We start from the raw sequence: 18,365 nt of genomic DNA on the forward strand, positions 1-18,365 counted from the left end.
TTCCGTGCAAGTGATTTCAACGCCTCAACGCTGGTTTCAGACCTTCAATAATGTCATTATGATTTTGCTGGCGCTTATCTGTATTGTACCTTTGCTTCATGTCATTGCGATATCGTTAAGCTCTAGCGCAGCGGTCATGGCCAATAAGGTAACATTTTTTCCGATCGAGCTAAACTTCTATTCCTATACCAAAGCGCTTGAAAACCCTGTATTTTTGCCTGCCATATGGCTTTCTGTGCAGCGAACCGCGCTGAGTCTGGGTCTTGGGCTAATTGTTAACTGCATGGCAGCGTATGTATTGTCCAAGGGTGGTGGAAGGGATGGTATCGCTGGCTACAAGGGTTTTGTCGGCCTCTTCATCGTCGCTATGCTTTTCAACGGGGGTTTGATCCCGACGTATTTACTCGTAACCAAAATAGGATTGTATAATTCGATTTGGGCGCTTGTGCTTCCTGGATTGGTTAACGTTTTCCATTTAATACTGATTATGAATTTTTTCAAGGCACTGCCCAAGGAAATTGAAGAGTCGGCTTTTATGGACGGTGCCAACCATTGGCAGGTGTTCTCCAGAATGTTTCTGCCGCTGTCGCTGCCTGTTTTGGCTACCGTCGGTCTGTTCATGGTTGTAAACGATTGGAATGAATGGTTTATGGGATCAATCTACATGAGAGGAGACAACGTGCCGCTCAGTACGCTGTTGAAATCGCTCATTGCTGTTCCGATAGTCGATGCCAGCAATGTCAATGAAATCGCCAAGCTCAATAACCGCTCCATTCGAGCTGCACAGGTGCTGATCGGGGCGCTGCCGATTCTGCTTATTTATCCTGTACTGCAAAAATTTTTCACTGCGGGCATTGTTATAGGAGCAGTTAAAGAGTAGCGGAGGAAAGTTAAGATACCGCTATGGCATCTTTCATTATCGTTATATTCACGCTCTGAAAGCGCTATTAAAATAAAGAGGCAAGCAGTCATTTCATAATTGGGGGTAAACAAATGCGCAACAAGAAGAAATTCATTTTCACTAGCCTCGTGCTAGTGCTCAGCCTCAGTTCCGCTATTGCCTGCAGCAACGGCAACGAGTCGGGAAATACGAAACAGCCTGAAACACCGGCAGAATTTAAAATTGTAGATGGTAAAATCGAACCTGCTGTTACGATCACGATGGTGAGGGGCGAGGACCCGACTGTCAAATTCAAAAATGGCGAAAGCTACATGGATAATGTGCATACCCGCTGGGCGAAGGATACGCTGGGCGTAGAGTTGAAGACGTTATGGAGCTCGCCATCAGGAGATAGCTCTTACGATACGAAGCTGAAGCTGATGCTTTCCTCTGGGGACAACCTCCCGGACCTGTTCGTAGCCTATCAGGCTAGTACGATCAATACGTTTATTGATTCGGGTAAATTGCTTGATGTTACGGAGGCATTTGACAAGTATGCGTCCGATACGTGGAAGGCTGCTTTGAAGGAAGAGCCGACTGCCTGGCAGCCCTTTATGAAAAACGGAAAGAAATATGCCATTCCTGTACTGAGACCGACCGTGGGAACCCAATCGACCCTCTGGATCCGCCAGGATTGGTTGGACAAGCTAAATATGAAGGCTCCGAATACACTGGAGGAGCTGGAGGCGCTCATGGACGCCTTCGTCAATGAGGACCCAGATGGGAACGGAAAGAAAGATACTGTAGGGCTTGAAATTGCAATGAAAGATCAAATGCTGGGGGCTCCGATGGGAGACTCGTCGTGGATTTTTGGCTTGTTTGGAGCCATACCAGAGAGATGGTATCCAGGCGCTGATGGCAATCTTCAGTATGGCTCCATTCAGCCCGGTATCAAGTCGGCGCTTGGAAAATTAAATGAGTGGAAGAATAAGGGCTATATCGCGAATGATATTGCGCTTCATGATTTCAACAAGGTGGCGGAGAACGTAACGGCAGGAAAGGTGGGTATGCTGGGCGGCGAGAGCTGGATGATGGTGTATCCGGGTTCCATGCTCATGGCGTCCAATCCATCGGCTATCTATAATCCATATCCGCTTCCCGCAGGTGCCGATGGAAAAAATATGCGCACCATAGCCAATCCATATACCAGTGCGATTTTGATCAGCAAGGATATCTCTGAAGAAGCGCTGCAAGCGTATTTCCATTATCAGAATGCAATGTTCGATGCATACAATTCGGATGACCCTTTTATTTTCAAAGGTTTTCAGGATGGCTACGATTACATCATTCAAGATGGCAAAGCGAATATGGACGAGAAGCAGATTCCAGGTGGAAAAACGCCCACGATGAAGTATACGATTGCCGGATCAGATGCCGTTTATCCTTCCAAAAGGCTGGAGACAAATCTAAAAATGGCGAAAAACGAACCTTTGACGAACAAGGATCTTGCTGCGCTTGCACCGACAGGCATTCTGGGCATTGACGACACCAATCCACTTGAGCATTTTACAACGAAGGCGCTTCTGGTCGGTATCGAGCAGACTGATGCGGATGTGCGGGAATACTTCCAAGGACCGTCAACGAAGACGATGCTGTCGAGAAAAGAATTGCTGACCAAAATGCAAATGGATACGTATATCGAAATCATTTATGGCAAAAAGCCGGCAGACGCATTCGATGCTTTCGTCCAGAAGTGGAAATCATCTGGTGGAGATGATATTACCAAAGAAGTAAACGAATGGTATGCAACCGTCAAGTAATAGCAGTGAGACAGGAAGGCTCTGGGGTTTAGACCATAGCCTTCTTGTTTTTTAGCAGGAACACAATTTAATAAAGAATGGAATGATCCTATGAAATTAATTACTCTGCCATTAACGAATGAAAATGTTACCTTAACTGCTTACCTGCTTGAGCAGTCTCATGAAATGCCAAACACGCGAATCCGGCCCGCAATTCTAATTTTTCCGGGTGGTTCTTACCGAGGATGTTCGGACAGAGAGGCCGAGCCGGTGGCGATGGCCTTTTTAGCTGAAGGTTATCAGGCTTTCGTTTTGAGATATTCGCTTAATCAAAATGCTGCGTTTCCCCAACCGTTGAACGATGCGGAGGAAGCGCTCGAGCTTATTCGCGAGCACAGCCAGCAATGGGGTGTAGACCCGTCGAAGGTGGCCGTATGCGGCTTCTCGGCAGGCGGGCATTTGGCTTCGGCATTAGGCACGATGGGACGTAATCGTCCGAATGCGATGATATTGGGTTATCCACAGATTTTGGCGTCCGATAGCAAAATATTTCCTGTTGAATTGCCGGGGATTAACACCGCTGTGGATGCCGCAACGCCACCGGCTTTTATTTTTCATACCTTTGAGGATACTTTGGTGCCTGTAAACAATACTCTGGCTTTGGCGTCCGCTCTGGAACAGTCCAAGGTGCCGTTCGAATTGCATATTTTTGGGCATGGTGTACATGGTCTGTCTTTAGCAACTCCCGTTACCTCAGGCGGGCTGCGGTCTATGGTGGATGGCGATGCAGCTAAATGGTTTGGCCTATGTGCGGCCTGGCTTAAAAAGGTATTCGGTGAATTTGCATCAGATCAGGATATTCTATTGGATGAAAATATTAGTGAATACGGTATAGATGTGCAAATGGGCGTACTCTTAAAAAATTCTGCTTGTGAAAAATTAATCTATGGAGCGCTCCCGATGCTTGAACATAATCCGCAGCTGCAGGATGCCGTACAAGTCTCGATTCGACAGATTAACGAATTTGGCGGTGGAATGCTTTCTCAAGAGGTAATGGAAAAATTAGATCGGGATCTAAAGGGTATTCCGCTCGTGTGATTGGACTGCTACCATGCAATCTTAATATCGCGATATGTAAAGTTCAAAATGCGTTATATCGGCAAGACTCCTGGGGTCTTACACTTATCATAGAACACCAAGATAGAATTATAGGAGGAAGAGAAGTGTCAAGAGAACGCACGAACCGTAGTCTAGCAGGAGATGCAATGGGGCAATTTGGCTTGAACATCAGCACGGGGCTTGTAGGTTTGATGATGTATTACTATACGGATGTTGTAGGGGTTTCGGCTGCTATCGTCGGAACGATTATGATGCTGACCAAGATATTAGATGCGTTAGCCGATGTTGGAATGGGCGTATTGGTTGATCGAACAAAGTCAAAGCATGGCCAGGCGAAGCCATGGCTGCTGTGGATGACCTTGCCGATGTTTGCTTCTATCTTTTTGCTCTTCAGCATGCCCGATTTGAGCTCGGGGTCCAAAATAACTTACGCGGTGCTTACGAATCTGCTCTTTTTTATTTGTGTCTATACCCCTACTTCTATTCCATACAACAGCCTTATGGCGTTAACGACACGCAATCAGCAAGAACGGGGATTAATGGGAATTTACAGGGCAGGCTTTGGATATTTGGCCGGTATGGCTGTCGCTATTGGTTTTATCCCGATTGTAAATGCAATGGGCGGAGGAAAGCAGCAATGGACGCTTCTTGCCTCTATTTATGGGCTCATTGCAGCCGCAGGCATATACATCGCCTTCCGTTCAACAAAAGAAAAATATAATACCAACCAGCTTAGAGAGCTAGGAGAAATCAAGAAATCATATTCGCTCTGGACGGGGCTTAAGCTGCTTGTGACTAATAAGTACTGGGTAATCGTCGTAGCTGTAGGATTACTTTCTAACATTTTGTTCGCCTTGTCCACAACATCGGGTATGTACTTTGCCAAATACATTTGGGGCAATGTGAATCTCGTAAGCATTATGGGTGCGATCGGATTCATCCCGGTTGTTGTCATTTTCTTAGGTTCAGGGCCAGTCATGAAACGAATCGGCAAGAGAAATACGGCAATAGTCGGACTTGTTATTGGAATAGCGGGATCACTGCTTCGTTTGCTAGACGTAGAAAACGTGTCTCTGGGGCTGATCGGCTCCATCATGCAATCCTTCGGTATGATTCCGCTCATGATTGTGCTGACGCCGCTGCTTACTGATACGATTGAGTATGGGGAGTGGAAGTACGGACAGCGAATTGTAGGACTGACTAACAGCGTCAGCAGCTTTGGACAGAAGATCGGTACAGCTATCGGCACCGCGTTGATCGGCTGGATGCTGGCATGGGGAAATTACAAGGAAGGAGCAGCGGAACAAGGTCATGCGGCTCTGCAGATGATTATCGGCTTTAATATTTATATTCCTATGATTGCTTATATTCTTATTGCGATTCTGCTGTCCAAATTCTCTTTAGAGAAGCAATATGTCCAGATCTTAAACGATTTGGAGAATAGAAAAATCCATAAACCGTAAGCCATAATCGATAAGTGATAAGGTGTAAAAGTGATAAGGTGTCAAATCTGCCTGCTTGGATTGATACAGATAGATATTGTATAAAAGGAGAGATTTATTCATGGAACGGAACATTAAGCAATTGGTGCAGCAATTAACGCTGGAAGAGAAGGCGGGACTATGCTCAGGAGATTCCTTTTGGACAACAAAAGGGATAGACAGGCTGGCGATTCCTTCTATTACATTGACAGATGGTCCTCACGGCGTGCGCAAGCAGAAGGGGTCCTCCGACCATCTTGGCTTGAATGAAAGCGTTCCTGCGACCTGCTTTCCGTCAGCTGCCGGACTGGCAAGCTCGTGGAACCGTGAGCTGGTACAGCGGGTTGGAGAGGCTTTGGGTAAAGAAAGCCAGGCGGAAGAGGTGGCTATTTTGCTCGGACCCGGAGCCAATATTAAGCGTTCTCCGCTTTGCGGGCGCAACTTTGAATATTTTTCAGAAGACCCCTATTTGACAGGAGAAATGGCGGCTGCACATATAGCAGGCGTACAAAGCCAGGGAGTCGGCACTTCGCTAAAGCATTTTGCCGTCAACAATCAAGAGCATCGTCGAATGACGACCGATGCTGTGGTGGATGAACGGACGCTTCGGGAAATCTATTTGACGGGCTTTGAAATGGCCGTCAAGAAATCGCAGCCATGGACCGTCATGTCGGCCTATAATCAGCTCAATGGCGAATATTGCTCGGAAAATGCCAGCTTGCTGACAACTATTTTAAAGCAGGAATGGGGACATCACGGTATCGTCGTTTCCGACTGGGGAGCAGTCAATGAAGCGGACGCGAGTGTTGCTGCTGGCATGGAGCTGGAGATGCCGGCCAGCCACGGTGTCGGACAGAACAAGATTGTTGAAGCCGTTCTTTCCGGCAAGCTTGATGTGTCTGTACTCGATGAATCGGTTGAACGCCTGCTCACTGTCATTTTCAAGGCGGCAGACAGCCGTCAGCTAGGCGCTGAATATGATCAAGCGGCTCATCACGCATTGGCGCGGGAGACAGCCAGAGAAACGATGGTTTTGTTGAAAAATGAAGCTGCTATTCTGCCTTTGAACAAAAATGGCAAAATCGCTGTAATTGGCGCAATGGCGGACAAGGTGCGCTATCAGGGCGGCGGAAGCTCGCATATTAAGCCGACACGGTTAGATCATACTTATCAGGAAATCGTCAAGCTTGCAGGCGAAGCGGCTACGGTTGTTTATGCGCAAGGTTATGATCTGGAATTGGACGACATCAATGAAGAATTAATGGATGAAGCAAGGCAGCAGGCAGCTGCCGCTGATGTTGCTTTGTTGTTCGTGGGCTTGCCTGATCGATATGAATCCGAAAGCTATGACCGCAGCCACTTGGACTTGCCTATAAATCAACAGCGATTGATTGCGGAGATTGCCGAGGTTCAGCCGAATATTGTCGTTGTGCTTAGCAACGGTGCCCCTGTCGTCATGCCGTGGCTGCCTCAGGTTAAAGCGGTGCTTGAAGGTTATTTGGGCGGACAAGCAGCGGGCGGAGCGATCGCTGATCTCTTGTTTGGTGAAGCCAATCCAAGCGGCAAGCTTGCAGAAACGTTTCCGGCCAGTCTCAGACATAACCCTTCACACCCCTTTTTTCCAGGCGAGGGTGATCGTGTGGAATATCGTGAGGGTCTTTTTGTCGGTTATCGTTATTATGATGCCAAAGATATTGAACCCTTGTTTCCATTTGGATATGGACTAAGCTATACGACCTTTGACTACTCCGGGCTGCATATAAGCAAGGCACAAATGACAGACCAGGAAACGCTAGACGTGACAGTAACCATTAAAAATACGGGGACACGCCGAGGCCAGGAGATTGTACAGCTGTATGTGAAGGATGAGGAGTCCAGCGTGATTCGGCCGGAGAAGGAGCTTAAAGGCTTCGCAAAGGTTGCGCTTGAGCCGGGCGAAGAGCAGAGCGTTCATTTCTCGCTAGACAAACGGAGCTTTGCCAGCTACAACGTGTCTCTCGGGGATTGGGAAGCAGAAACCGGCGATTACCGTATTCTTGTAGGCAAATCATCGCGCGATATTCTGCTTGAAGCCTCGGTACATGTCGTGTCAACGCTTGAATCGGTACCGGTATTCCATCGCAATTCCACGCTTGGCGAGCTGATGGCTAATCCGAAGACCGCCCCTATTCTCCAGTATTTGCAAAGCATGGCGCCGCAAGCTGGCCCCTCGGATGCGGTATCTTCTGATATGATGCTCGCAGCGATGCGTTATATGCCGCTTCGTGCCCTGCTTCCGTTTACGGGAGGAGCGATGACCGAAGAGACCTTAAGTCAACTGCTGGAGCAATTTAATGCGGCAGTGAAGCTGGAAGCATGATGGAAATAAGAGCTCGGCTGCGCTTTTGGTAAGCGCAGCTGTGGGATGTATCGTGACCATTACTTGAAGATTATGGGGTGACGAGACTATGCTTTCTATTTCTCAGGTCCAATGTGATTATTTAACAAATCCGATTGGCTTGGATAAAAAAGAGCCTGTCTTTGGTTGGAAAATTTATTCTGACAGGAAAAATACTTACCAACAAGCTTATCAAATTGTCGTTCATCAAGGAGTTAAGGTGATCTGGGATAGTGGACGGATTGAAAGTGGGCGTACATTTGCGATACCGTACGAGGGGGAATCCTTGGTCTCTAGAACGGAGTACCGTTATCGAATCCTGATTTGGGACGACGCTGATCACCAGACCGAATCGGAAGAGCATACATTTGAAACGGCTTTTTTTAATGAAGAAGACTGGCTTGCCTCATTCGTGGAACCCGATCCATTAGAGACGCTGGAGCATAACCCTTATACCACAGCAGAAGAAATATGGTTTGCATTCGTGGATAAGATGATGAAAGGTGAACAACCCGATTACGTCGATTTGGATGCGGTTATGGCAAGCCTTCCACTACAGCCATACCATCCGGCTGTCCTGATTCGAAAAGCATTTGGCGTTTCCAAAAAGGTTAAAAAAGCTAGAATATACATGACCACACATGGGGTCTATGACATTCAAGTTAACGGCAGGGCAATCACTGACGCTCTTCTTGCGCCGGAATATACATCGTACGATAAGCTCCTGAAATACCAAACGTATGATGTTACTAGCCATATGGTTCATGGGGAAAATGCCTTAGGCGTAACGATTGCAGATGGTTGGTACAAAAGCAAATTAGCGACCGGCCGAGGCAATGATTATGGGAATACGCTCGGCTTGTTATTGCAGCTGGAAATTACTTTTGAGGATGGCTCATTTGAAACGATCAAATCAGACGAAACCTTCAGATTTTCGTACGATGGGCCTTATCGCTACGCCGATTTATTTACTGGCGTTAAATACGATGCAAGAATGGAAAAGGACGGATATTCAGTTGCAGGCTTTGATGATTCTGCGTGGAGAAACGTTCAGGTAAAGGATTTTAATAAAAAGCGACTGTTTGCGCAATCCCATTCGCCGATCCGGGTATTTGCCGAAATCGATGCGGAATGCATACTGATAACACCTAATGGGGACACGGTTATCGACTTTGGTCAGAATATGGCTGGTTATATCAGGGCAAGGATAACCGGGTTCGAGGGAATGGCAGTTATCTTCGAACATGGGGAAACGTTGGACGAACACGGAAATTTCTTCTATCCTTTCTCGAACGACCATCGAAAACAAGCCGATATTTATATTTGTTCCAGCACGGGTACAGAAGTATTTGAACCGAAGTTTACGTACCATGGATTTCGCTACGTCCGGGTTAAAGGATATGCCGGCGAGCTGAATAAAGACCAATTTCAGGCGATTGCCATTAGTTCAGATAATGATATTACCGGCAGCTTTCATTGCTCGAATGAAAAGCTAAATCAGCTTCAGTCCAATATCTATTGGAGTCAGCGCTCCAACATGGTCGGTATTCCTACCGATTGTCCAACACGAGAGAAAGCAGGCTGGACTGGAGACGTACTCATTTACGCAAAGACGGCTCTTTATAACCAAAATCTCATTGGATTTTTTGATTCATGGATAAGAAATCTTAAAGCGGATCAGCTGCCGGATGGTCAGGTGCTTAATATTGTTCCAAAACTTAGAAGCTACATGCATATGCACTTTTCAGGCTCTATCGGTTGGGGTGACGTAATTGTGACGCTGCCATGGGATTTGTACCAATGTTACGGCGATCACAGAATATTGTCGGATCATTACGAGGCTATGGAAAAGTGGATGAAGCACTTGGAAAGGACTGCATCGGAGCTTCCTCCTGAAGTCGTGGAAATGGAAGGAAGAAAGCTAGATAATCAGAAATACATCATCAATACCGGATTTCATTTAGGAGATTGGCTGGCACCAAGCATCGTCAATGAAGCAGGTTTTGCGGACGGTCCGATGTCTGCCTATTTGACAAAAGATTTAGTGAGTACATCCCTGTATGCAAATAGTGCTGAACTTTTCAGTCAAATTTGTCTTACACTTGGCTATGCTGACAAAGCTAACGAATACCAACGTTTAACCGAAAGAATTAGGCAAGCCTATGAAGAGGAATATATCGCGGAAGATGGAACCTTGAAACATTCGTTTCAAGGGAATTATGTGCTGGCTTTACAGATGAAAATGGTGTCAGATGCCAAGAAGCCGTTGTTGGCAAATAAGCTTGTCGAACTGATTCGATTGAATGGAAATCGTTTGGATACCGGCTTCATGTCTGTTCCGTACCTCTTGGACGTTTTGTATGACAACGGTCATAAAGATGTCGCATACGAGCTTCTGTATCAGAATCAATATCCATCGTGGCTCTATGAAATCGAAAATGGAGCGACGACGATGTGGGAATCATGGGATGCGATCCGACAGGACGGCAAGGTAGGAGAGGGTTCATTTAATCATTATGCCTTCGGCTGCGTTGGAGATTTTATTTATCGCCGCGTTCTTGGCATAGAGCAGGCGGGTACAACATTCGATCATCTTTTGATCAAACCCGATTTTTCATGTGGGCTTCATTTTGCAAGTGGTTCTTATGAGAGCATACATGGCACAATAAAAGTGGAATGGAAACAAGATGAAGAGCTACAAGAAGTTAAGCTGCACATTCCGGTTAATACGAAGGCAACGCTGCTATTAGAAGATGCGGAACCTATCTACCTAGGTAACGGGGAATATAAATTCACTAGTAGTCGTTATTTGGTATGATTAATGTCAACCCCAAAAGCAGTCCGTCCCTTTTCAAAGGGCGGGCTGCTTTTGCTTTACACATGGACGAATTGTTGTAGGTGATCCTGACGATTCTGTTAGCAACCCTTTTTATGTCGATATCAATGAGTGGGCTGAATATATCGCTGAATTAGTTTCTAGTCCCAATCAAATGGCGCGTGAACATACGCAGATTAAAAACGCTGTCAGTCAGTCTTATGATGACAACGTTTTCCTACTATAACTACATATGCCCCGTCGACTCTCTGAAAACCGCTGTTGTCTTAATATGCGTAATCTGCGAAGGTCTATCTGGATTTTCGATTCTTGAGAGAAGCATCTCGGCAGCCAGAATGCCCATTTCGGATCTGTGGATATGGACGGTTGTCAATTGAGGTTCCACAATTCGCGATTCCGGGGAATTATCGAAACCGCAAACCATAACTTTCTCAGGTATTTGTATATTAAGGTCCTTCAGGATACGAATGACGTTAATAGCTATGAAATCGTTGGCGCATACGAATGCGGATGGGATTTTCTCCATGTTTGCAAGTCGTTGCTTAAGCCATTTGTAGTCTGCAATATATCGGTCTTCGTCGAGGATGCAGAACGATTCGTCGGGATTAATTCCGGCGGTAACTAACGCTTTATTGAACCCTCCCCAACGTTCGTTAAAGCTCAAGCAATGGCGGTAATCCCCAATAAACCCGATTGCGGCGATCCCTTCATCAATCAACCTCTTCGTCATATTGAAGATACTGTGGACGTTTTCCATCAGCAATATATCCGCCTTGTCGGGTAGAGCCAGATCTGCTGAAGCGTCGATAAATAAAGTCGGTATCTCAAGCGAAGCAATAAACTCTGAGTAGTGCTTGTCGAACAATTCGATACAGACTATCCCGTCTACTTTGCTTTTGTCAAAATTCACTGGAAGAGCCTGCAATTCAAGCTCATTCTTCCGAACCATGTGTATCGATAAATTAAAGCCTTCGGAGCTGATTTTTTGTTCGAGGCCGCTTAGCAACGATGTGCCAAAATGTGAATGATTTGGCATATTTGCTGTGAGCAGGGCGATATTGCCGGTTTTTCTGGCAGAAACAATCTCTTGTTCGAAGGAGGCAAACTGCTTATAATTCATTTCGATCGCTTTCCGTATTACTTTGCCGCGTGTATCGTCCGGTATAGAGGGATGATTATTCAATGCTTTAGACACCGTATTTCTTGAAAGTCCAAGCGAATCGGCTATATCTTGAATCGTAACTTTCTCTTTGCTCAATGATATTGGCTCCTTTGGCATAAGTATTGCATGTTCGACTAAGTTAATCGTAATATAACTTTACAAAATAATCAACTTTAATGTTACAAATGAACAATTTAGAAAACAAATTTATAGGATGAAAATGATGAAATAACAGAGTGAACTTAGTAAACAAATAAACAATTTTAATGGGCGTTATGAACTGTCTTTCTTTTGGTCTTTATAGTGATGGATAGGAGGGTCATATGATTTTTAGCTGGAATCATGGACTAATCCTTACGAAAATAAATGAAATAACCTTTTTAAATGTTCAAATGTTTATTTTTGGAGTTGCAAAAGTGTTGACTACTTAGACGCTTTGTTGTAAATTGTAGATGTTGGGTTTTGGGGGAAGCGCTTTCTTTTGTGGAGGGGTCTCCTTAATCACTTTTTAGTTTTGCTTATGAATATTGAGGGAGAGGATGACTTGCAACACACCGCAAAAATCACAGAGAACACTAGATTGGATGCTAAGGTCCGAAAACGGAGTCTTATGGGGAATCTCAGGTACATCAAGACAAACTATTGGCTTTACCTGCTCGTCCTGCCGTCAATCGTGTTGACCATTGTCTTTAAGTATTTTCCGATGTATGGCGTTCTGATCGCTTTCAAAGATTACAGCTATCGTAAAGGCATTTTGGGAAGTGAATGGGTCGGCTTTCATCACTTCGAACGCTTCTTAAACTCACCGAATTTTGAGCAGTTGTTTTTTAATACATTGAAGTTGAACATTTTCGGTCTTTTACTGGGATTCCCAGTTCCGATTATTTTGGCATTAATGTTGAACCAGGTGCGAAAAGCCGCGATGAAGAAGAACATTCAATTATTTCTTTATGCGCCAAATTTCGTTTCGGTAGTCGTTGTCGTAGGTATGCTCTTTGTCTTGTTGTCTCCCATCGGACCGATTAACAAACTAGTCATGGCCTTTGGAGGGATGCCGATCTCATTTATGTCAGAACCGGAATATTTCCGTACGGTGTATATCCTCTCTGGCATTTGGCAAGGAGCTGGCTGGGCATCGATTATATATGTGGCTGCACTCGCTAACGTAGATCCAGAGCTGCACAATGCGGCGACGCTTGATGGTGCTAGCTTGCTACAGCGTATATGGTATATCGATATACCGACCATTAAGCCTGTCATCGCGATTGTACTGATTCTCGCTGCCGGGAGCATTATGGGAGGCGGTGGTGATAAAGCGCTCCTGATGTGGAATGAAATGAATATGGAAACGTCAGATATCATAAGCACTTACGTCTATCGTGTTGGCTTCCAGCAGGCGAATTATTCGTTCTCGGCAGCGGTGGATTTGTTTAACACCATCATTAATCTCATTATGTTGATCACGGTGAATTCTATCGTGAAACGAGTTAATGAGGGTAATGGGATTGTTTAAGAAAGGAGATTAGCATGGACTATATTAAGCCAACCAGAATGGACCGGATCGTACTAGGTATCACTTATACCTTGCTTTTCCTCGGCGTATTGATGATTGTCGGTCCGTTAATTTACGTGGTCGTAGCTTCGTTTATGGAACCGACGGCTTTGCTCAATAAGGGGATTTCATTCGATGTAGCAGACTATAACCTTGAGGGATACAAATTGATTTTATCCGATGACAACATCCTCCGAGGATTTCTCAACGCATTGCTGTATTCTTCTGTCTTCACTGTAATTACGGTTACTGTTTGCGTTTTTGCGGGATATCCGCTGTCGCTTGACGCCTTCATTGGACGGAAAATGATTATGACGCTTTTTATTATCACGATGTTCTTTGGCGGCGGTCTGATCCCAACCTATCTCGTGGTAAAACAATTAGGCATGCTTGATACAATTTGGGCACTCGTTATCCCGGGTGCGGTAAGTGTCTGGAACATCATTCTGGCTAGGACCTTCTTCCGGAGCTTGCCGAAGGAGTTGAACGAAGCAGCTAAGATTGATGGTGGCTCGGACATCATGATCTTTTTTAGGATCGTCCTACCGCTTTCCAAACCAATCGTTTTTGTCCTTGCGCTCTACGCCTTCGTTGGTCACTGGAACGATTTCTTTCAATCCCTGATCTACTTGGATAGTCAAGATAAATATCCGCTGCAACTGGTGCTCCGGCGTATTCTGATTCTGAATAAGGTGGATCCGAATATCATCGCCTCCGTAAAGGAACAAGCCGAGTTGGCGCGGTTGTCTGAATTGATGAAGTATGCAGCCATCGTCATTTCGAGCATTCCGCTGCTCGTGATGTATCCTTTCTTCCAGAAGTATTTTGAGAAAGGTGTCATGGTCGGCAGCCTCAAGTAAGGAGCAAGTAGCTGCAGTTAAAAGAACGGCAAAAAAAGGGAGGGCTTAAATTGAAACATTTCAAGAAAACGGTATCCATTATTTCTCTGGCAGCCATTGTGGTGGTAACAGGATGCAGCAACGGCAAGGAGAGTGTCGATTCCGCTAATCGTACAACTGATCAAGATAAGATCACGTTAACCTTTATGACGCCGAACTCGCCTCTTGCTCCTCAAGATCCGAACGATAAGTTGATCCTTCAGCGGTTGGAAGAGAAGAGCGGCATTCATATTGATTGGATGGCCTATACGGACGATGTATACGTCGATAAGCGGAATCTCGCTTTGGCGACGGGTGAGCTTCCGGATGCGCTTTTTAACGCTGGACTTAGCGATTTTGATTTGCTGAAATTGGCCAAAGACGGATCGATCACTCCCGTTGAGGAATACATCACGCCCGAGAAGATGCCAAACCTCAGTAAAGTTCTAGAGGAAGCGCCTCAATACAAAGGGATGATGACCGCGCCGGACGGCCACATTTATTCATTCCCATGGATCGAGGAGCTTGGCGAAGGCAAGGAGAGTATCCACTCCGTCAACAATATTCCGTGGATTAACACAGCATGGCTTGACAAGCTCAGCCTGAAAATGCCGAAGACGACGGAAGAATTGAAACAAGTATTAATTGCGTTCAAAACAAAGGATCCAAATGGCAATGGCAAAGCGGATGAGATTCCGGTTTCCTTAATAAATGATGACGGGGGCAACGAGGATTTAAGCTTCCTGCTCGGCTCATTCGGTGCAGGTTTTAACGGGGATTTAACGTTGGTCGACGAGAACGGCAAGGTGAACAACGCTGTACTGGCGCCGGGCTATAAGGAAGGGATGAAGTATTTCCAGGAGCTGTACGCAGCGGGTCTGATTGATCTGGAGTTCGTTACACAAGACTGGAACAAATTTATAGCGAAAGCAAAAGACGATCGTTACGGTTTGTACTTCACTTGGGACAAGGCGAATGTGAGTGGTATGGACAGTTCATTCGAGCCGATGCCAGCATTGGAAGGGCCAAACGGTTGGAAGAATGTAGCTCGTACGAATGGCATGGGATTTGACCGCGGTAGAATGGTGATCACAGCCGATAATAAGAACATCGAAGCGACGATTAGATGGATTGACGCGTTGTATGATCCGCACCAGTCCGTACAGAACAACTGGGGAACCTACGGCGACGACAAGCAGCAAAATATTTTTGGGTTCGATGAAGCGGCGAAGATGCTGAAGCACTTGCCACTGAACGGTGCGGCGCCGAACGAGCTGAGAGCCAAAACCAGCGTTGGAGGACCGCTCGCCATTCTGGATTCCTATTACGGCAAGGTGACAACAATGCCGGATGATGCGGCATGGCGTCTCGATATTTTGAAGAAAATCTATGTGCCAGACATGAAAGCTGAGAACATTTATCCGAGAGTGTTTTTCTCCAAAGAGGAATCAGAGCGCTTGACTGAAGTCGAAGCTGACTTGTGGCCATATATCCTGAAGAAACGTACGGAATGGATGCAAGGTCAAAACGTGGATAAGGAATGGGATGCATTCGTAAAAGAGCTTGACCGTCTCGGTATGCAGGATTGGTTGAAAATCAAACAGGCAGGTTACGACAGAGTGAAGCAATAATTTGTTGCATTTATGTATACAGTGGGAGCATGAACTCTTGATGCAGTAGAGCATGCTCCTACTTTTATGATCTTGGAGGAGAGGTAGAAACATGAATTATTTAGAGAAGTTCCGCCCGCAGTATCACTATTCGCCTGAGAGAAACTGGATGAACGATCCAAATGGAATGGTTTATTACGAGGGTGAGTACCATTTGTTCTATCAGCATACTCCGTTCGCAACGCAGCCCGATTTCCAGAGAATGCATTGGGGACATGCGGTGAGCTCCGATCTTGTCTATTGGGAGGAGCTTCCACCAGCATTGCCGCCAGGTGAGGACGGTGCGATCTTTTCCGGCAGCGCGGTAGTCGACAAGCATAATACAAGCGGTTTTTTTGATGAAGAAGGATCTGGGCTGGTGGCGATCTATACAAATAACGACAACAAGGTGCAGGCCGACAAGCCGCAGGTTCAAAGCATTGCCTACAGCAAAGACAATGGGCGGACTTGGACTAAGTATGGAGGGAATCCGGTTTTGTTCCCAGGCACGACGATTGATTTTCGCGATCCGAAAGTATTCTGGCACGAGGAGACATCCAAGTGGATCATGTCGCTGGCTGTTCAAGACCGTATAGAATTTTACACCTCTTCAAATTTGAAAGAATGGACGTTTGCGAGCGCATTCGGCGCCGATGCGGTCGGCACACATCGTGGCATTTACGAATGTCCGGACCTATTCTCGATTAATGTCGATGGAGATCCAAATAAGAAAAAATGGGTGCTTATCCTAAGTGTCGGCGATTGCAATGGCGTGAACCCGAATGATCCGGAACCACCAGCGGGCGGTTCGGGCATGTTGTACTTTGTCGGTGGCTTCGACGGCAAAACATTTATATCGGACGAACCTGTTGATTCAATAGATGACTTAAAATGGATCGATTTTGGCTCTGATTTCTACGCAGCCGTTACTTGGAGTAATATGCCTGAAGGAGCCGGACGGAGGCTGTGGCTCGGCTGGATGAACAACTGGAGGTATGCCGGTCTGCTTCCGACTAGCCAATGGCGGGGAAGCATGTCGATGCCGCGAGAGTTGAAGCTGAAGACGTATCCAGAGGGTCTTCGTCTGGTGCAAGAGCCGATAAAAGAGTTTAACGGAATTCGCTCAACGCTGGCTACTCTGGAAAACGTGACGATCGAACCAGACATGAATCCGCTTGTTGACATCACCGTCGATAAAGCAGAATTGATCGCGGAATTCGAAATCGGAACCGCAACAGAGTTTGGTTTTAAAGTCAGAAAATCTGCGGATGAGGAGACGGTAATCGGTTTCGATAGTATAGAGATGGAGCTGTTCGTCGATCGGACGAATTCAGGTATAACGAATTTTCATCCGGATTTCGCGGCTAAGCATCGGGCGCCGCTCGACCTTTCTGGCAACCGTGTACGTATATCGATCTATATAGATTGGTCTTCGATCGAAGTGTTCGGTGACGACGGGACTGTGGTCATTTCGGACACCATTTTCCCCGCTCCCGAAAGCAACGGACTTGAGCTGTATGCGGTTGGAGGCCATATAAAGCTAGTGTCGCTCCACATTAATGAAATGGAAAGCATATGGCGGATGAGTGACAAAGTCAAGGAGGAAGCGCATGCGGATCGGGGCCATTGAAGCGGGCGGAACAAAGTTCGTATGCGGTGTCGGGAACGAGAATGGGGAAATTGAGGAACGAATTCATTTCCAGACCCGTCGACCAGAGGAAACGATGGAGAAAGTGATCGACTTTTTTCGGGATAAAAGAGTCGATAGCATGGGAATCGGCTCGTTCGGTCCAATCGATATTGATCATTCTAGTCCGACTTACGGTTATGTGACGACAACGCCTAAGCCTGGATGGGCTGGATATCATTTTGTGGGCACGTTGAAATCCATCTTCGACGTACCGATCGGTTGGGACACGGATGTCAATGCTGCCGCGCTTGGTGAAGCCAAATGGGGGGCAGCGAAAGGATTGGACAGCTGCGTTTACTATACGATAGGCACCGGGATAGGAGTCGGCATTTATAGCGAGGGTAATCTGATACATGGACTTGTCCATCCGGAAGGTGGACATACTCTCACGAGGCGGCATCCGAACGATACGTTCGGTGGCATTTGTCCGTATCACGGTGATTGTTTGGAAGGGATGGCTTCAGGTTCGGCGCTGGAGGCGAGGTGGAAGGCAAAGGGGGATTCCCTGCCGAAGGATCACTTGGCATGGGAGATGGAGGCGTTCTACATTGCGCATGCAATATCTAGCGTCATTCTTACGTTATCCCCCAAGAAGGTCATTATTGGCGGAGGCGTGATGAAGCAAGCGCAGCTATTTCCGATGATCCGAGAGGAAGTAGGCAGAATCTTAAATGGATATGTGAGTAGCGCGTCGATTGTTTCGGATATCGAGTATTATATTGTACCGCCTGGATTAGGCGAAAATGCCGGCTTGTGTGGGGCAGTGGCGCTGGGCGCGAGAGCGTTGGCTTATAAACAAGGGAACAAGGGTTGAATAGAGTATACCGAACCTAGAAGAATTGGATGGAAAGATTAGAAAAAATAAAGATATCTACTCCTTATTTTTGGGTAGATATCTTCTTTTTCAACTGGTTCATTTATTCCGAATAAGAGTGGACACAA

12 protein-coding genes are annotated in these 18,365 nt (G+C 46.2%); 11 read left to right on the forward strand and 1 reads right to left on the reverse strand.

Annotated features, from left to right (window positions below):
- The first annotated feature begins 4 nt into the window (after positions 1-4).
- From MHB80_RS11360 to MHB80_RS11385, 6 genes are all read left to right on the forward strand, one after another.
- Positions 5-880 (forward strand): carbohydrate ABC transporter permease, encoded by an 876-nt coding sequence (locus MHB80_RS11360; RefSeq protein WP_341282233.1) that lies wholly within the window; start codon positions 5-7, stop codon positions 878-880.
- 113 nt (positions 881-993) lie between these two features.
- Entirely contained in the window at positions 994-2,700 is a 1,707-nt protein-coding gene (locus tag MHB80_RS11365; protein WP_341282234.1) for a sugar ABC transporter, read from the forward strand.
- Between the two features lie 90 nt (positions 2,701-2,790).
- Complete coding sequence (locus MHB80_RS11370; RefSeq protein ID WP_341282235.1) at positions 2,791-3,777, forward strand: alpha/beta hydrolase; 987 nt, start codon at positions 2,791-2,793, stop codon at positions 3,775-3,777.
- A gap of 125 nt (positions 3,778-3,902) precedes the next feature.
- The gene (locus tag MHB80_RS11375; protein ID WP_341282236.1) at positions 3,903-5,261 is read left to right on the forward strand and encodes an MFS transporter; all 1,359 of its coding nucleotides are present in this window, start codon (positions 3,903-3,905) and stop codon (positions 5,259-5,261) included.
- A 100-nt stretch (positions 5,262-5,361) separates the two neighbouring features.
- Positions 5,362-7,638: a glycoside hydrolase family 3 C-terminal domain-containing protein gene (locus tag MHB80_RS11380; RefSeq protein WP_341282237.1), complete on the forward strand. Its 2,277-nt coding sequence runs from the start codon at positions 5,362-5,364 to the stop codon at positions 7,636-7,638.
- Between the two features lie 88 nt (positions 7,639-7,726).
- Positions 7,727-10,474 (forward strand): family 78 glycoside hydrolase catalytic domain, encoded by a 2,748-nt coding sequence (locus MHB80_RS11385; protein WP_341282238.1) that lies wholly within the window; start codon positions 7,727-7,729, stop codon positions 10,472-10,474.
- Positions 10,475-10,718: 244 nt separating this feature from the next.
- Here MHB80_RS11385 and MHB80_RS11390 read toward each other — a convergent pair whose 3' ends face one another.
- The gene (locus MHB80_RS11390) at positions 10,719-11,750 is read right to left on the reverse strand and encodes a LacI family DNA-binding transcriptional regulator (protein WP_341282239.1); all 1,032 of its coding nucleotides are present in this window, start codon (positions 11,748-11,750) and stop codon (positions 10,719-10,721) included.
- 514 nt (positions 11,751-12,264) lie between these two features.
- Between MHB80_RS11390 and MHB80_RS11395 the strand changes: the two genes are divergently transcribed.
- The 5 genes from MHB80_RS11395 to MHB80_RS11415 all read left to right on the forward strand — a co-directional run bounded on the left by MHB80_RS11395 (position 12,265) and on the right by MHB80_RS11415 (position 18,237).
- Complete coding sequence (locus MHB80_RS11395; RefSeq protein ID WP_341282240.1) at positions 12,265-13,167, forward strand: ABC transporter permease subunit; 903 nt, start codon at positions 12,265-12,267, stop codon at positions 13,165-13,167.
- Between the two features lie 14 nt (positions 13,168-13,181).
- On the forward strand, positions 13,182-14,066 hold the full coding sequence (locus MHB80_RS11400; protein ID WP_341282241.1) for a carbohydrate ABC transporter permease: 885 nt from the start codon (positions 13,182-13,184) through the stop codon (positions 14,064-14,066).
- Between the two features lie 50 nt (positions 14,067-14,116).
- Positions 14,117-15,715 carry an ABC transporter substrate-binding protein gene (locus MHB80_RS11405; RefSeq protein WP_341282242.1) on the forward strand — a complete coding sequence of 533 codons (1,599 nt, stop codon included), beginning with the start codon at positions 14,117-14,119 and terminating at the stop codon, positions 15,713-15,715.
- Positions 15,716-15,806: 91 nt separating this feature from the next.
- Positions 15,807-17,363, forward strand: a complete 1,557-nt coding sequence (locus tag MHB80_RS11410) for a glycoside hydrolase family 32 protein (RefSeq protein WP_341282243.1) — start codon at positions 15,807-15,809, stop codon at positions 17,361-17,363.
- The gene (locus MHB80_RS11415) at positions 17,344-18,237 is read left to right on the forward strand and encodes an ROK family protein (protein ID WP_341282244.1); all 894 of its coding nucleotides are present in this window, start codon (positions 17,344-17,346) and stop codon (positions 18,235-18,237) included. The genes MHB80_RS11410 and MHB80_RS11415 overlap by 20 nt, the downstream gene beginning before the upstream one ends.
- The last annotated feature ends 128 nt before the right edge of the window (positions 18,238-18,365 follow it).

It is taken from the genome of Paenibacillus sp. FSL H8-0537, from assembly GCF_038051995.1.
GTDB lineage: Bacteria > Bacillota > Bacilli > Paenibacillales > Paenibacillaceae > Pristimantibacillus.